This window comes from Rhizobium sp. CNPSo 3670, from assembly GCF_057784555.1.
The window spans coordinates 1-16,189 of sequence record NZ_JBXSOL010000025.1 but is presented as its reverse complement, the minus strand read 5'-3'; the positions used below and the strand labels follow the sequence as shown (position 1 = coordinate 16,189).

Annotated in this window: 13 protein-coding genes; 4 read left to right on the top strand and 9 right to left on the bottom strand. The window is 60.5% G+C overall.

The features are described 5' to 3' along the window. Positions 1–34: 34 nt before the first annotated feature. From AC13QO_RS22830 to AC13QO_RS22795, 8 genes are all read right to left on the bottom strand, one after another. Complete coding sequence (locus AC13QO_RS22830) at positions 35–565, bottom strand: very short patch repair endonuclease (RefSeq protein ID WP_210289379.1); 531 nt, start codon at positions 563–565, stop codon at positions 35–37. Between the two features lie 11 nt (positions 566–576). After that, positions 577–3,426 (bottom strand): SNF2-related protein, encoded by a 2,850-nt coding sequence (locus tag AC13QO_RS22825; protein ID WP_488541930.1) that lies wholly within the window; start codon positions 3,424–3,426, stop codon positions 577–579. A gap of 329 nt (positions 3,427–3,755) precedes the next feature. Continuing rightward, positions 3,756–4,694, bottom strand: a complete 939-nt coding sequence (locus AC13QO_RS22820; protein WP_184337115.1) for a DUF429 domain-containing protein — start codon at positions 4,692–4,694, stop codon at positions 3,756–3,758. Between the two features lie 42 nt (positions 4,695–4,736). Then, complete coding sequence (locus AC13QO_RS22815; RefSeq protein ID WP_184337114.1) at positions 4,737–5,507, bottom strand: ATP-dependent metallopeptidase FtsH/Yme1/Tma family protein; 771 nt, start codon at positions 5,505–5,507, stop codon at positions 4,737–4,739. Continuing rightward, on the bottom strand, positions 5,504–7,474 hold the full coding sequence (locus AC13QO_RS22810; protein ID WP_488541929.1) for an AAA family ATPase: 1,971 nt from the start codon (positions 7,472–7,474) through the stop codon (positions 5,504–5,506). The genes AC13QO_RS22815 and AC13QO_RS22810 overlap by 4 nt, the downstream gene beginning before the upstream one ends. Beyond that, positions 7,467–8,009, bottom strand: coding sequence for a hypothetical protein (locus tag AC13QO_RS22805; protein WP_184337112.1), 543 nt, complete (start codon positions 8,007–8,009; stop codon positions 7,467–7,469). Before AC13QO_RS22805 ends, AC13QO_RS22810 begins: the two co-directional genes overlap by 8 nt. 117 nt (positions 8,010–8,126) lie before the next feature. Next, positions 8,127–9,191: a hypothetical protein gene (locus tag AC13QO_RS22800; RefSeq protein WP_184337111.1), complete on the bottom strand. Its 1,065-nt coding sequence runs from the start codon at positions 9,189–9,191 to the stop codon at positions 8,127–8,129. Between the two features lie 320 nt (positions 9,192–9,511). Next, entirely contained in the window at positions 9,512–10,690 is a 1,179-nt protein-coding gene (locus AC13QO_RS22795; RefSeq protein ID WP_184337110.1) for a hypothetical protein, read from the bottom strand. A gap of 858 nt (positions 10,691–11,548) precedes the next feature. Between AC13QO_RS22795 and AC13QO_RS22790 the strand changes: the two genes are divergently transcribed. After that, the gene (locus tag AC13QO_RS22790; protein WP_184337108.1) at positions 11,549–11,884 is read left to right on the top strand and encodes a hypothetical protein; all 336 of its coding nucleotides are present in this window, start codon (positions 11,549–11,551) and stop codon (positions 11,882–11,884) included. A gap of 245 nt (positions 11,885–12,129) precedes the next feature. Here the strand turns inward: AC13QO_RS22790 and AC13QO_RS22785 are convergent, their stop codons facing one another. Continuing rightward, positions 12,130–12,519: a hypothetical protein gene (locus tag AC13QO_RS22785; protein ID WP_184337107.1), complete on the bottom strand. Its 390-nt coding sequence runs from the start codon at positions 12,517–12,519 to the stop codon at positions 12,130–12,132. On the opposite strand from AC13QO_RS22785, the gene AC13QO_RS22780 reads away from it, so the two are divergent. From AC13QO_RS22780 to AC13QO_RS22770, 3 genes are all read left to right on the top strand, one after another. Beyond that, the gene (locus AC13QO_RS22780) at positions 12,506–13,303 is read left to right on the top strand and encodes a hypothetical protein (protein WP_488541928.1); all 798 of its coding nucleotides are present in this window, start codon (positions 12,506–12,508) and stop codon (positions 13,301–13,303) included. The two genes, AC13QO_RS22785 and AC13QO_RS22780, sit on opposite strands and share 14 nt — an antisense overlap. A 158-nt stretch (positions 13,304–13,461) precedes the next feature. Then, positions 13,462–14,298 (top strand): recombinase family protein, encoded by an 837-nt coding sequence (locus tag AC13QO_RS22775; RefSeq protein ID WP_488541927.1) that lies wholly within the window; start codon positions 13,462–13,464, stop codon positions 14,296–14,298. A gap of 87 nt (positions 14,299–14,385) precedes the next feature. After that, a partial coding sequence (locus tag AC13QO_RS22770; protein ID WP_488541926.1) for a recombinase family protein occupies positions 14,386–16,189 on the top strand: 1,804 nt, incomplete at its 3' end.

Sequence of the window (16,189 nt, the reverse complement as noted above, 5' to 3'; positions counted from 1 at the left end):
TCAACTCGCAAATGTTACAATCAGTGGCGTCTCCTCAATGGTGGCTTCGAATAGACACTCTTCCTTCTAAAGCCGCGAAAATGGCTCGAAGGCAATCAGTCATGCCCCGCTTTAGATCACTTTCCCATAGCCGCACGACGATCCAGCCTAGTTCTTCCAGTGCGCTTGTCACGGCAACGTCGCGCTCGCAGTTGCGCTGCAATTTGGCAACCCAAAACTCGCGATTGCTAGTCTTGAGACTTGCTCGCAGTGCGTCCACCCCTGATTCTCTTAGGATGCGCGCGTGCCAATAATCGCCATCAACGAAAATCGCCACTTTTTCTCTCAAGAATACGATGTCGGGTTTGCCAGGGAGGGTGGCAACATTCTTCCGAAATCGAAAGCCTTGTCGATGCAACAAACTCCTGAGCTCCACCTCCATTCGTGTGTCGCTTGCTCGGACACGAGACATGAGGAACGATGTAGCCTGCGCTGTACGCGGCCGATAGGCTACATCGTTTCGCGGTGCTCCGCGGTGCCCAGACTTGGGGCTCGTCTTTCCCGCCTTGGCTTCCGGCTTATTCATGTCCTGCCCCTTCACTGTATTTCAAACCTAATTGCGAACAGCTCTTCGTCGGTCACGCTCTGCCCGAGCCGCTCTTCCACCTGATCCAGAAGGCCGTCCTTCTGAACCTCAATCTCTTTCGCGGCGGCATCATAGGCGCGCCACGCTTCTTCTCGCTTGGTCTCCACCGACCGCGCCTGTCGTTGCAGCGCGAGCTTGGCCGGCAGGTTTCCGGTCTGGCGGATTTCTTTCTTTAGCGCCTTGATCTGCTCGTCCAGCTCCTTCAAGTCCGCCTTGAGGCCGGCGCGCTTGTCCTCGGCCCAGTTGTCGAGCTTCTCCATTTCCTCGTCGAACCACGCGGACTGCCGCGCGGCCATATCGTCGAGGATGGACTTGCGCTCCTTCTCCACGGCCTGCTTGACCGTTCCGGGCAACGCCAGCCCTGCCGCCCCATCCATGCGGCCGGGAAGCTCGAACAGGCGCATCGCGGCCTTCGGATCGAGGCGCGCGCCGTCATCGGTCATGGCGGCGAGGATGATATGATCCTGGTCATCCGAACCGCGCACCGAGAGCTTGTGCGCGACAAGCGTTCCGGCCTTGCCGACAAGCGGTTCGATGGCCACCGCCTTTTGTGGCCATGCTGTGTAGTCGAATACGATTGACGCGCCGTTCAGCTTGCGCGAGCCAGCAATCGAGAGAAGGTGCTGCGCCAGCGGGTGCCCGAGGCGGTAGCGGTGCCCGTCGATGCCGTGGCGGGACATATAGTAGCTGCCGGGAACGACATTGAGGCCGGCAGGCGCGCCCTTGAGCATGAATGTGAAATAATCGTCGTCGAACTTCGCCTGCTTGCCGAGTTCGTGCTTGGTGACGGCCCACAGCATCCGCGCGTAGCGATCGAGATACTCCTTGCTCTGGGACATATTGACCTTGAGGCGGTCATGCACCTCTGCGTCAAAGTTCTCCAGCAGCTTGCGGCGCGTGTCCTCCATCGTGACGGAGATGTTGGTCTCCATTTCCTCGCGCAGCCGCTCGAACTGCTCCTCGATCTCTTGGGTCGAGCGGCAGTTCTGATAGATGGATACGATGCGCTTTTCGAACTCGACGCCGGACTCGATGGTACCGAGCACTTCGTCGGAAGCGCCGAACACGCCCGAGAAGAGTTTGAACTTTTCGGCGAGCAGCTCGTACACGCGCTGGTCGGCGGCGTTGTTCTTGTTGAGGAAGTTGACGACCACGACGTCGTATCGCTGGCCGTAGCGATGGCAGCGCCCGATGCGCTGCTCGACCCGTTGCGGGTTCCAGGGCAGGTCGTAATTGACGACCATGGAGCAGAACTGGAGGTTGATGCCTTCGGCGGCGGCCTCTGTTGCGATCATGATCGCGGCCTTCTCGCGGAAATAATCGACGAGCGCAGCCCGCATGTCGGCGGTGCGCGAGCCGGTCACGCGGTCGGTGCCTTTATAGCGCTCGACCCAAGCCTCATAGATGGCCTTGGACTGCGGATCGGAATTCGAGCCGTTGAACAGGACGAGTTTGCCGTCATAGCCGTTCGCGCATAGCAGCCGGACGAGATATTCCTGCGTCCGGCGCGACTCTGTGAAGATGATCGCCTTCTCGGCGCTGCCTAGCTCCATCGCCTTCGCGAAGCCCGCGCGCAGCGCGCTAAGAAGCGCCAGGCCCTTCGCGTTCTCCGAGATGGAAACCGCAAGGTCGCGAAAGCCGCGAAGATCGGCAATCTCCTGCTCGATGTTGGCGATGTCGTCGGCCGTGAGACGTTCCTGCTCGCCGCCGTCCTCCTGCCATTCGTCGGCGACTTCCTCGAATTCCTCGTAGTCTTCGGCGATCTCTTCTTCGAGCTTCTGGCGAAGGTTTGTATCGTCGCGAAGCTGGCGTTCCAGCTTGCGCGCGAGGGAATCGAGCGCTCCGGCAATAGCGAAGGTCGAGGACGCAAGCAGCTTGCGCATGATGAGGGTCATCAACGTGCGCTGGCTTGAGGGCAGCGCCTGCAACGAGGGCCGCCGCAGATAGTCGGACACCATGTCGTACAGGGCCTGCTCGGCCTCGGTCGGAACGAACTCCTGGGTGATCGGGATGCGATTGGTGTAGCGGATATATTCGAGCACCTGCCGCCGCAGCGTCCGGTGACAGACGGGCTTCAGCCGGCCCTTCAGCTCATCGAACTGGCCGTCTCCGGAAAGCCGGGCGTACTGGGCGCGGAAGCTTTTCGCGTCGCCGAAAGCGTAATCGTCGATCAGGCTTACAAGCCCGTAAAGCTCCATCAGGGAGTTCTGAAGCGGCGTGGCTGTGAGCAATACCTTCGGCGCATTCGCAAGCGCGCCCTTGAGCGCCCTGCCGATGCGGTTGTCGGGCCGATAGACGTTGCGCAGCCTGTGCGCCTCGTCGATGACTACCAAATCCCACGGAATAACCATCAGCTCTTCGGAATGGCGCGCGGCGAACTGAAAGGAGCAAATGACAAGCGCCTTTTGTTCAAACGGGCGGCGAACGCCGTCCTTCGCCATCCTGTTGTAGTTGCGCGCCTCAAGGATAATAGTGGGGAGGAAGAACTTCTCGGCGATTTCCTGGGCCCATTGCTTGCGAAGGTTTGCGGGCGTGATGACGAGGATGCGCCGGCGGCCCTCCGTCCATTTCTGGGCCAGCACGAGCCCGGCCTCGATGGTCTTGCCGAGACCGACCTCGTCGGCAAGGATCGCCCCCTTCGAAAGGGGCGACTTGAAGGCGAACAATGCCGCCTCGACCTGATGCGGGTTAAGATCGACTTGGGCATCGAGGAGAGCACCGGCGAGCTTTTCGGCATCCGCAACGGAATGCCGCCTGCTCAGTTCGTGAGCGAATAGCTTCGCGTGGTATTCAGTGATCAATCTGCCCCGGCCCCCGGTCTCCGTAAAACCTGATCGTTAATGCCTCTTCCCTCTTTCACTCCCGGCCTTCAATGAGACTTGCACAAGCGGACTTCGTTCCCAGGTTTTGAGGAGAGTAGGAGAGAGACTCGGCAGTCTAGCCCAATATTTGCAGCGAACTCAGCAAAAACGAACACGTATTACAAGGCCTGTGGGCCCCCTTTCACCATATTTACCGAAACCCTTGGATCTGCTCTCTATTTGGAGCTTCGAAGCATTCGGAATGAAATAAGCGCGGTTTGTTTCAGGTTGCCGGAAACTTATGTGAGTTGCCGACAAGGTGCCCCAAGTCACATCACATCGTCGCGATGGTGTCCGAGGATCCAGCCTTCCCATTTCTGAACGGCATAGATTGCCGGGATGCCTTCACCGCGCCGCCTATCGACGACATCGAGCATCCCCAGCAGACCAACCACGGCATCGAAACGATCCTCGCCTGCCTTGTCTGAGCCGAAGCCATCGTCGATGAACGGCCGAAGCAGACCGGTATCGAGGTTCGGCCGCGCTGCAAGCCAAGGAAATATAGTCTGTCCCATCCGTGTCCGGTCTGCCTGACGCCGCTTGCTCCAGCCACTTCGTGGCATCCCGATCTGACGATACACGTCGCCAGGGTAGGTTTCTGCAAGGATGACTGAATTTCTGTTGGCGAGCTCGGCCAAGCTTCCATCGAACGGCCATAGCCCAATCTCGTCCAGTCTCGGCACGATGATTTCCCGCCATCCCGAGATCGCGCCTTTGCCGACCTGATTGCCGCCAAGCGTCCAGAAGAACATGCATGCAGCCTGCCGATCGACGGTCGCCCGTTCGCAGACACGCAGGAGCGATGACGCACCAGAAATCCCAAGGGCATCGAAGAGATGGGCACGTGCCGTGCCACCAGGGCGGATGGGATAGAACGGGCGCTGCAGCGAGATATGGTCGCGATGATCAGCGACATTGTACCAATCCGACCAGATCCCGGAGCCGAATGACGTCAGTGCCTCCCGGAAAGATCCGACGCCGGCTGCACGTGCATAGGCCTCCGGCAGGCCGATCGGGAAGTCGAAGCCGATGAGAAGCGCGCCGGGATCGACGGCGCGACGCTGCAGCCGGTCGAACAAGCTCGACGTGTCACCGACGAGTTCCGGAGATTGAAGATGCCAGTCTCCGCCGCGCTTGATAGCCACAGCCATCCAGCGCTTTTTCTGCTCCATGCTCCAATCGCAATGGGCGACAACCGCGACGCTCATCCTGCACTCCGCTTCTGCTCATCGGTCGCATGACTATCAGCTTTAAGGCGGCAGATCGCCGTCCGTCAGAATTTGCATCACCGCCGTCTCATCCATTGCTTGGGCATCGAACAGCGCCTTTGCTAGGGCATGGAATGTGGGCCTGCGCCTCCTGAGGATTGCCGCCGCCCGGTCGATTGCGACTTCCAGCCGAGCATGAACACGGACCGCCAGTTCAGTATCACGGTCGAGGACGGCGCCCGGATCGCGATGCGGCCGATAGAGCAGCGGATGTTCAGTCCCGAAGCCAAGAGTGCGCTCCATATCGAAGGCAAGCCGCGTGGCCCGCGCCAGATCGCTGTCGTCGGTACCTCCGGAACCGCTCGAGACACGTTTTAGCACCAGTTGCTCGGCAGCCCGCCCGGCCATCAGCATGGTGAGCATGTTTTCGTACCAATCGCGGGTATCGGTCGCCCAAGAGTGGAAGCCGACGAGATTGTAGCCGCCCTCGCCGGTATCGATATTGAGACCGCGAACGGGTCCGAGATCGAGCGCATGATGGACGACGGCATGCCCTGCCTCGTGGAAGGCGTAGCGCCAGCGCAGATTATTGGGCACGGGCGGGCGATGACCGCGAATACCGTCTTCGATGTCCTCATAGCGGATCGCCCGCTTGCCACGCCGCGCTTTCAATCGCGCCTCCCGGACGACGCGCTCGATATCAGCACCCGTCAGCCCCATCGCCCGCGTGGCGAGGCGCTTGAGAATTTCGTTGACGGAGTGGGCTTGCTGGCCGTCTGCTACCGCCGTGTTGCCATTCTGTGGCCCGGTCATCGGCTGGCTCCCTTCCGTTCACTTTCTTCGTCTTCCTCCAGATAGTCGGCAACGATTTTCTTCAGGGAGAATCCATCATCGGCTTCCGACAGCGTTTCTGGTACTGGCTCCCGGATCAGCGATGTCACATCATCACCGAGATGATGGGCCAGGATTTCAGCCAGCGTCGGCACATCGGGCCTGGGGATTTCGATATGGGTCTCCAACCGTCCGGAGCGCTTGATGGCCTCGTCGATATGGTCGGGCCGGTTGGTGGCACCAACAATGATCAGCCCTTCGTTCTTGATCGCGCCATCGAGCAGTTCCAGCGCCTTGTTAACGACGGTATTCCAATAGTCTGCATATTCCCGCTCAGCCGGCTGCCTTTTGCCGATGCCGTCGATCTCGTCGATGAACAGGATCGCCGGCGCCATGGCCCGCGCTTCGACAAAGGTCTTGCTCATCCTGTCGATGACGTCGTTCAGATGTCCGCCCTGCAGCCAGGTCGAAACGGAGGTGACGACCAGCGGAACCTGCAGGCTGTTGCCCAGCGCCCGCGCAAAGGTTGTCTTGCCGGTCCCGGGCGGACCGGACAGCAGCAGCTTGGTGCTCATCTCCGACCATGCCAGGATGCTGGCGCGGTAATCATCCAGATCTGCCTTGAGATCGAGCGCCCAGTCCTTCGCGGTGCCGTATCCGGATAGCGTTTCGACGGTCAATGGCGGCTTATAGCCGATCTCGCCCACCGTCGACGAAGGTTCCGGATGGATCACTTCGGAGCCCGACGGCTTGTCCTTCTTCCAGCGGCCGCTGTTTTCGGTGTCGGTCGGTTTCGACTGCTCGTGCGAGCCTTGGGGTTTCTCGGTGGACGTGCTCGACGATGCCGACCCGGATGCCTTGTCGCCACCACCGCCCTCCTCTTCCTCGAAGTCACTGCGATTGCGCTCAATGAGCACTGCAAGGACATGCAGCACGTCCTTGATATGCCGCCCGGGACGAAACGCGAGCACCAGATCCTCGAGCGACAGCCAGCGCGCATCCGAATCCGACGGCAGACCGAGCGTCTCAATCGCCGTGTCCGCATAGAGCACTTCGACCAGATCGGCCACAAACCTGCGATCGAGCTTTCCCGTTTCCAGCGACAGGTCAGCGGAGATCTGCAGCAGCGAGGGAATGTCCGACCGCTTCTCCGCGATGGCGAGGATGGACAGGTCGCGGGACAGCGCGCTGAGCATCCGCCGGCGCAGGGCATTGCCCGTGACACGATGCACGCCCGCGCCCGAGAAGGTCATCAGACGCCTGCGCGTCTCAGCTTCGAGGACATCGAAGTGATCGTCGTTGAACATATGATCGGAGTCGATGATTGCGAACGGACCGCCCGGCACCAGCCGGGATTTTTCAAGGAGCCGCAGCACCTCCCGTTCGAAGCCTTCGAGCGGCGCATGAAGGGTGACGACCGGTGTCACACGGGTCAGCGTATAACAGATCTCCCGAAGCGACCGTCCGCTCCTTTGCACCGCACGCGCCAGAACCAGGCTTGCAACGATGTGACTGACCAGTGGCGCAACTGCCACCCGATCCACCAGGCCGACGGCGTAGGTACGCCGATCGACTCCGTTACCCAGCACCGCGTCTTGCGCGATTGCGCCGCGACGCGCCCGAGGGAGGGCCACGAGTTGCGAGGCGAACGGCGGATGAACGATCCCGGCGGTCACGGCACCATCGCCAGCAGAGCCGGCTGTCGGATTGCCGGTCTCCTTCGGTGCGACAAGCCAGTCACCAAAATTGCGCAGGAACCAGGTATCGTCACGGATCGGATCGCCGGTCAGTCGTGTCGTGTCGAACGCCGGGCTAAAGCGGCAGGTGAGTTGACCATCGACATCGACCATCTTGGCCTCGAGCAGACCGTTGCGAAGTGCGGTCCGGCGTGCCTCGCGACGGTTAAGATGACGAAGGCGGCGGATAAACAATCGGGCGATCTTATCCATCAGTCCGACCTCCCGTCTCCGCGGCAATAATTGCCGTGTGGGCGTTCTGCTGCAGATCGCGCCGACGCGTCCGACCACGCCGCAGCCCGTTAATACCAGCGGGCTTCGGGATCCGCGCCAACACACGCTCGCGAGGCGAACGACGCGGCGCATGCGCGTCAGCCGACGAACCGGTCGAGACAGACAGGCTCAGGTGTTCGCTCCGGGACGGATCGAGATGCCGGTTGCGGCTCCGCAGCCAGTCGAGCAGCAGGCGGCATGCCGCATTGCCGCTGTCGGCAACTGCACGCAACCGCAGCATCAGAGGCTCAGGAACAAGGCCATCCAGCAGAGGGCCTTGCCGAACGAAGGCGAGTGCCAGGCCGATCAGAACGGCGGGGTCGTCGCGATCGCTCGAACCGCGATCCAGGTCATCGGATTGTGCAGGAGGGATATTCGCGAGCCTGCTGCGAAGGCAGGGCGACGCGATGGTATCGGTCGTGACCGCTTCGCAGCGAAGGCCGGCCACAGACGGGCTGTGGGTATCGATGGACATGACTGTCTCCTCGCCGGAGCGCATCGCATCCGACGTTGGTGGAATGGAAAGGACTGGAGAAGCCGGCCACGCGCGTCAGGCGGGGCCGCGATCAGTATCGCTGGGCTAAGCGGCTCGTCAGTGCCGGCGCGGACGGCGGGCGAAGCCGACCCGGATACGGACGGGCTCCGGCTCGTCGTCCTGATCGTCGAAGCAGCCGAGATCGTAGTGACTATCGTCCTCGTCCTGCGCGGCCATCGCCCGCTCTTCTTCGTAAGTGCGGGCCGGACCGTTCAGAGCGATCAGCGGGTTTGCGACAATGGCAGCGGCAGGTGCCGTATCCGAGATGGCCATTGCCACCACACCCAGTGCCTTACGGGCTTCTGCCTCAAGAAGCTGCTGAACGCGGCGGCCGAAGCGCAGGCGCAGTTCTGCCATGCAGGCGGCAACTCCGTCGATCTCGAGCAGGTCGTCGATCTCCGACAATGCCCAGATGCCGTTGGTATGATCGCTCGGGCGGCTGGCGCCGTCGACGATCGCAACCTCCACGGTGTCGACCATCATGCGCTTGTGGTTTTTATAGAGCCAGTCCGGCAGCACCATAGCCGAGGCCATCATCTTCAGCTTCAACTCTTCGAGACGGCTGGTATCGCCATACGACGCCAGCGACCGCTTCAGGTCAAGGATGTAGGCGGTGTGCCGGGCGCGGTTCACAAGGATCAGGTCGGGCGTGTACGATCCCTTGGCCGGCGCCTCGCAATCGAGCTTGACCCCATCCAGACTCTGCCAGTCGTTCCCGGAGACGGCTTCGAGCGCCGCCTTGACCAGCGGCAACTTCAGCGACTGCGTCAAGACAACAATGTTGGAATTGGCCTTCGCCAGACGCTCGACCGCCTGCTCCAGGAGCTTGCCTTCACGGAACGAGACGGCGCGAACGAGCGAGGCGATGTGAACGTAGTGGCCGAGGATTTCGTCCTCGACCGGGTCGCCGTCGGCGATCGCCGCGATGGCGCGATCGATCAGCAGATCGAGATCGGCTTCGACCTCGGCGAAGCGAACGATGTGGGGATGGCGGCGCAAGGCGGCCGGTTCGCTGATGCTGTAGGCACCGATACCGAATGAGCGGTTGGAGAAGACAGATGCCGCTGCTGCGGTCGAAAGGAGAACTTCCCCGGCAGGGGTAGAGAGAGTATGCGTGGTCATAGCCCGATTCCTTTTCCAGAAGGCTTGAGGGTCAGGCCCTCGGTAGCGTTGGCGCGCTGCCTTGGGCCGTTTGTGTCCGGTCTTGCGGACGACCCCAACCTGGCAGGACCGGGAGCCGGGCTCAAGGACCCGGAAGAGCAAAAAAGAACAAAGCCGGTACATAGTTAACGGTGGGCTCACGAAGCCCGGGCCGATGAACGCTTGCGGTGATTGCAACGCGTTTCCGCGCGCCATCATCAGGCGAAAGGAAAAGGGCCGACATGCGGCCCTTTCGTGTTTGGCGGGAAGGCCGGTCGCCCGGCCCTCGTGCAAACTGCATCTTACGGCGTGACGGCGGGTACGAGTTCAGCCTCGGCGACGCTGTCATCGGCAAGCGCCGGCACCTTGGCAAACTGCTTGCGGTTTCGCGGCGCCTCCCGGCTGACCGTCATGAAGCCGCCGGTCGCCTCCTCGAGCGCAGCACCAAACCGGTCGACCACCTCATCCGGGGCATCGGCATCATCAGAGACCTCGTCCGACATTACCGGCTCGGCATCGTGGCTATCGCCGACGCTGTCCGCTTCTGCCGGAACCGCCGGTTCGGAAGCCGGAGCACTCGGCATGGCGAGCGGCCATTCCGGCTTCCGCTCTTTGGACACCGCCCAGCCGAGCACCGGAAGCACATGAAGCCGAAGCCAATCTGGCATTTCTTTCGACTTCGGCCAGCCATCGACACCACCCAATGTGTAGAGCGTGTCGTTGACCTCCGCCCAGCCGGTCTTTTTGGGGAACTTCGTTGGCTTGGTGTTGCGGCCATAATCGAGCTCCGGCTCGAGGAACAAGGCCAGGCTTTCGAGCTCCTCACGGGCGACACGGGCGATGTCCTGGATTTCCTTCGCCAGCGCTTCCTTGATCACGCGGCTCCTGCCCAGCGCAGCCTCGACGGCCTTGCAGATCGTAACGACGTGCTCGATGAACACCTTCAATCCATCGCGGATCTTGGACGCAATCAACACTTTCAGCCCGCCAACACCGCCGGTCCAGAACTGATCGTCCCTCTCGACCTTGTCACCACCCTCCTCGCCACCGGTCAAAATGGCCCTCACGTCGGCGACCTGAAGGCGCCCGTTCTCCTCGGCAAAGGCAATGGCAGCCTTGACCTGATCGTCGGTTGCCGAACTCAGGTGGAACAATACCGTCGCCCCGACCGAGAGATCGACCAATTCATCACGAACATGGCCGAGGTTGCGGAACACCGCCATATAGTTGCGACCGCTGCGCGGTGCGAGACCACAACGCATCTTCACCCAATTGTCGAACCGGCCGTCGGGCAGCAGGTCGGCAGCCCGGCTCAGATGGTCGCCGAGCTCAAAAGTCTGCTCGGTGGTGCGGCGCCCGAGGTCGAAGATATGGGCCGCGCTGCTTTCAAGCAGATCGCGCGTTGTGTGCCCGATCCCCTCTTCTTCATAGTTATAAGAGAAGGCGGCGGTCGCAGTGGTCTTGGTGGTCTTTGTGCGCATGGAAGTCTCCGTGTGACGCGTTTACAATGTATCCGACGAACAACGCATCGGATGACTATATGATCGCGCCAATACGGATTTAATGCAAATTCAAGTAAAATATCATTATAGTATATGTTCAATTGTAATCTTTATTTTGATGTAGTTTCTGGCGATTATACTTAATAATAAACGGCGCATTAATCATTAAATATCACGCTATACAATATTTCAAAAAATTTTGAATTCGTATTTCATCGATATTATTTCACCGCAAAATCCAGAATCCGGAGCCGGATAGCCGACCTCCCACATTAAAGGCCTTCACGAAGTAGTGTTGTCGTCACGGAAACACGCAACGAAGTAAACACGGGGCCAACGTCGCGTCGTCAGGGGCAACGCCTGATTCCCACCCAGAGATGGCACATTCCGCGCGAACGGCTTGGACATAGGACATGCGCCTTCGCGGATGAACCAAACGGGAAGGTTTTGGTTCGCCGGCCTCATAGGCCGGAATGGAGATGAGGGAGATGAGTCTGCAGGCGCAAGCGCGACACGAAACCGCCGGCGATTTCCGTCAGCTTGCCCACAGGTCGTTTCGATGTGCCCTCACGTCGAAACAAATTGCGCTCATTTGATTCACGGTCCGATATTTTTGATTCCAAACGTTGATCATTTGATTCACGACCGCCGTTTGTCCCTCGCCAGCTTATCTCGACCTGTCTCAACGTGCCCGCAATTGATCTCAAATTGCGATCATTTGATTCAGAACCCCAAGAAAACGATTCATAAACCGGGATTTCCGATTCCATGCAAACGGCGTTGCCGTGGCGACAACGGTCTGGCATCGGTAGCCAGAGACCTGACCGGGAAGAGTGCATGCCAGCGAAGTCCGAGGAGATCCGCAACCGCAAACAGCGCGAGCGACAGCAGAAGCTGCGTGATGCCGACCGAAAGGCCAAGCGCCCCGGACGCGACGATGTGGCCCGCACGGCACTGTTCATGTCGATTTCGAGCATGGTAGCGAAAGGGAGCCACGACGCGCTGGAAGCCTTTCGGTCTCTCGTTATCGAGATGCTTGTTCAGCAGGGTTTCGATGAACGCGCGTCCCGCACCGTCGTCGATGAGCTCGTCGAGAAGTACGCAGACGGCGACTGGCCCTTCCGCCGCAAGCCTCATCTGCTTTATCCTGAGGGTGCCAACGAGGGCGATTGAGCGGATTCGTCTGCCTGCATACCGATCCCGGCTTGCTCACCCTGTGCCGCCACCGGAACGCCTAACGGCGTTTGCAATCTCTACGACACCTCCCCCCATTACTCGGTTAAACGCCGTTTGTCGTGAATCGAATGTTTCCAGCACTTTCGCGGGGATTTGGGGGGCGACACGTGATCCACGATTTGACGGATTCGTCGCGGGAACAAGCGTGTTGCGCATCAGCTACAGTCCAAATAAATATATACTTAACAATGATTTATTGACGTTTTGATAGCTGAAAGCGCTCGCCCACCGATCAACGATTCTGGCCGTGCCATTTCGGGAATTCCGGTAATTTTCGGCAAACTGGCATCGAAAGCCATGCAGATAAGGACACTTGAGAAGCGCCCCGCTTTGTGCGCTATTGGCGCCGACAAGTGTTCAACAGGCCAGCCCGCAACGGAAAGGAGGCGCCCATGGTTCACGTTTTCCATGTCGACGGCGCCACGATCCAGCCGTCCCGGGACATCGAGTGCAAGGACGATTCCGGTCTCGGAATCTGCACCGGCCGCATGCGCGAGGAAGTTCTCCGCGTGGATCGCCGTCGCAAGCGACGACGATCCACGAGCACAAGGAGATTCCATGTCGAATATCATCCAGCATCCGTCTGCCATCGTTGCGGTTAAAACGCATCACCTCCACGATGTCGACAACGACACCAAAGCGCGGCTGTATTCCGGTACAGTGGCCATGGCCTCCATCACGGGCGCATCTATGTCCCGCGTCCGGGATGCCGTGCGGCTCGCCCGTCACGGCGCAGGCTGGGTAGACCGCCGCCGCGCTCCTGCGATTACAACGACAAGTGACGACGAGATCGAGAGCACCTTGCGATTGCTGGGTTATGCGGGAGAATGGCACGACTTCAAACGTCGTCCGACCCTTGCGGCATACCTCAACGCCCGGACGGGAATTCAGCAGAGCCACCCCTGCATCGTTTTTCTGGGGAACCACCGCGTAGCGATCAGTGGCGAACTGTTTTGCGATGTGACCAATAACGGTTTGATGGTCGATATCGACCGGGCACGCTCACGGCGCAAGCAGGTGCACCGTGTGTTCGTCCTCACCCACCGCATCCCTGCGACGCAGATCCCGTCGAAGACCCCGTCCCGCGTCCAGCCGGCGCACCTGACGGGCGAGCAGAAAGGCCGGATCAAGGAACTGGACCGCCTGTTTCGCGAAGCCGTCAAGGCGGAGACCGGTGCAACGCGGATCAAGGTGACTTCCACCGAAGTCTTCATTATCCGCCCCGCCGATTCCGGCTGGACGTGGTGCGGCGCGCGCGATGGCGTCATCGACAGCCTTCTCAAGCTTCAGGAGCATGGCTGGATTGGCGGCAACACCAATGCGGCCGCGGCCTACCGCGCCACGATGGGTTACTGACCAGCGCTCAGGAGCAGCACTTCATCGGCGGCAATTATTGCCGCCTACACCCCACACCTGCCGGGCCATGATGACCCGGCATCGCGACGGGGCTCTCAAGCACCCCGCCGCCGGTTACCATGTCCCCGACTTAGCCAGTTCGAACGGAGTTCACTCCATTGACCAGGAACGTTCTGTTCTACGCACGCCATTCTGCCGGATACCATGACCATGCCTGCCTCGAAACGCAGCTCTATTACGGGCACCGCTTCATCAAGGAGAATGGCTGGACCTTCGTGAAGTCCTATGCTGACGAGGACATCGGCGAGGTCGTCTTCATGGCGCAGCCAGGCGTGCGCAAGCTTTTCGCCCATATCGAGCGCGAGGCGATCGATATCGTCCTCTGCCATACGCTGGACCGGTTGTGCTCGCGATTTGATATCACCAGCCGACTCTTGAGCGAACTCGCTCGCAAAGGCATCGAACTCTGGGTCGCCGATCCTGGCGAGCGGATCACTGCCCGGAACTTGTCCGACTACTATATCAGCGACCGCAGCAACATGTTTGTCATGGGCAGCCGTATTGCCGAGGTGCCCGATGACCTGCGCGAGGCCGGGCATCTTGTGCCTCTCCCGTTCGGCTACCGTTATGCCGGCGCCTGCAATGCGGACGGTCAGCGCATCTTCGGCTTCACGGCGGTGGATGCAGACGCTGCCAACGCGGTTCAGCAGATTTTCCAGTTGTATGCCGAGGGCATGTCGCCGGCAAAGATTGCAGCACTCCTCAACACACTGGGTATCGCCGGCCCTCGCGGCAACGCGTGGCGCGACGCCACGATCCGCGGTGACCGCACGCAAAGGACCGGCATTCTCAACGATGAGATCTATCTCGGCCGCTTCTGGATACCGGACCGCGACCGTTTCGACTTCGTGCCGGCACTTCAGATCGTCACCCAGGATCTTTGGCACCGCGTGAAGCAGCGTCAGCGTCTGGCAGCACGGGGCGTTGCGGAATAACGCACCAGCACGAGCAAATCCGCATCACACTGGCCGGCAAAGCCGGCCAGTGTTCACCAAGAGATTGTTTGAGATGGAATTCCGCAGATGACCAAGACTGTATTGTTCTACGCCCGCTACTCCACCGACCGCCAGAACGAGGTATCGATCGAAACTCAGATCGAACTCGGCAAGACATTTGTCGCCGACAGGGGCTGGAAGCTGGTCGAGACCTATGCCGACTCCGCAATCAGCGGAACCTCCTTCACATCGCGTCCCGGCATCCAGCAACTACTGGCGCATGTAAAGCGCGAGCGGATCGATGTCGTGCTCTGTGTCACTGTCGACCGGCTGTCGCGCGACGTCGAGCACAGCTCAAAAATCCTCAAGGAACTCAACTACCACGACACGGCGATCTGGACGGTCCAGGCCGGGCAGGAGATCAGTCATATCGAGCTGCATATGCGCTCCACGCTCAGTCACGAACTGGTCGAGCAGATCCGCTACCGCACGAGAGAAGGAATGAAGACAGCGGCGCGCAAGGGCATCGCAACCACCCGCCTCTCCTACGGCTACCGCCTCGGCCAGCAGCGAGACGCCAACGGCGACCGGATCAGGGGCCTGCGCGAGATCGAACCGGCCGAGGCCGAGACCGTGCGCTGGATCTTCGAGCAATATGCCGACGGGGTCAGTCCGGCGGCGATCGCCCAAAGCCTGAATGCCCGCGGCGTGCCGGCGCCGCAGCACAAGTACTGGCGCGACGACACGATCCGCGGCGACGGCAAACGCCAGACCGGCATCCTCCACAACGAACTCTATGTCGGCCGGATCGTCTGGAACAAGCAGAACTACCGCAAGAACCCGGAGACCGAACGGCGAACCGCTCGCCTCAACGACAAAAGCGACTGGGTCGTGACGGAGGTTCCCGCCATGCGCATCGTCAGCGACGAACTCTGGGCGCGCGTAAAGGAACGGCAACTGACGACGCTCGAGAACTTTTCCCGCACGACCACCAACCGGCTGAACAGGACACACCGGCCAAGCTACCTGCTGAGCGGCATGCTGGAATGCGCCGAATGCGGCGGCTCCTACGCCATCATGGCCAAGGAACGCTACGGCTGTTCCAACCACAAGAACAACCTGCCAATCGACGGGCTCGACGGCGCCTGCTGCTCCAACCAGAAGACCATTCTACGCAAGAACCTGGAGGACCGCGTCCTGTCGTGCCTGCCCGCCGCCTTCTTTGGCATGGGCGTATTCGACGACCTCGCCGGACAGGCGCGCCGCAACCTCACAGCGTCCGTCAAGAACGAACCCGACGAGCACCAGCGCATTTCCGGGGAGTTGAAGGCTGCCGAACGGGAGCAGCGCCAGATCATTCAGCAGATCAGTGATCGCGCGGCCGAAGGCCGCCCTCGCCTCGCCGCTTTGGATGATATGCTCGACCAGCTCGAGGAGCGCCGGGCCGGGCTCGAGGTACGGCTGAAACAGGCACCGACGGAGGAAGATTTCGGGGAGAAGCTCAGGAAGCTGAAGGCGGAAGTCAGCCCGGAAACTGTCGAGCTGGTCATCAACTCCGCCTTCTATTACCTGCGCGAGCACGCCGATACCGAGACGAAGCAGCCCTTCATCAACATCGTGCGCCAGTTCATCCAGAAGGTGGTGATCGGCAAGACACCCGGCCACCAGCCGGCATCACTCGAAGTCCACGGCCGGATCGCCTCGATCCTCGCGGCGATGGAAGCGGCGACGATCCTGGAGAAGCGGTTCGAAGCACTGAAGCAGAACGATTATCTGGAGAAGCTGCGCGCCGGCGAACTCGAGACGGAGCAGAAACGCAAAAAGCTCCTCGACGCTTACGCGGAGGAGCTTTCTGTTAAACGACTTGAATGGCAAAATATTCAAGTCTCAG

Bases quoted from the DNA above. Each gene is read 5' to 3' on its own strand.
- AC13QO_RS22830 (WP_210289379.1), bottom strand. From the start codon at position 565: ATGAATAAGCCGGAAGCCAAGGCGGGAAAGACGAGCCCCAAGTCTGGG.
- AC13QO_RS22820 (WP_184337115.1), bottom strand. From the start codon at position 4,694: ATGAGCGTCGCGGTTGTCGCCCATTGCGATTGGAGCATGGAGCAGAAA.
- AC13QO_RS22815 (WP_184337114.1), bottom strand. From the start codon at position 5,507: ATGACCGGGCCACAGAATGGCAACACGGCGGTAGCAGACGGCCAGCAA.
- AC13QO_RS22810 (WP_488541929.1), bottom strand. From the start codon at position 7,474: ATGGATAAGATCGCCCGATTGTTTATCCGCCGCCTTCGTCATCTTAAC.
- AC13QO_RS22805 (WP_184337112.1), bottom strand. From the start codon at position 8,009: ATGTCCATCGATACCCACAGCCCGTCTGTGGCCGGCCTTCGCTGCGAA.
- AC13QO_RS22800 (WP_184337111.1), bottom strand. From the start codon at position 9,191: ATGACCACGCATACTCTCTCTACCCCTGCCGGGGAAGTTCTCCTTTCG.
- AC13QO_RS22795 (WP_184337110.1), bottom strand. From the start codon at position 10,690: ATGCGCACAAAGACCACCAAGACCACTGCGACCGCCGCCTTCTCTTAT.
- AC13QO_RS22790 (WP_184337108.1), top strand. From the start codon at position 11,549: ATGCCAGCGAAGTCCGAGGAGATCCGCAACCGCAAACAGCGCGAGCGA.
- AC13QO_RS22780 (WP_488541928.1), top strand. From the start codon at position 12,506: ATGTCGAATATCATCCAGCATCCGTCTGCCATCGTTGCGGTTAAAACG.
- AC13QO_RS22785 (WP_184337107.1), bottom strand. From the start codon at position 12,519: ATGATATTCGACATGGAATCTCCTTGTGCTCGTGGATCGTCGTCGCTT.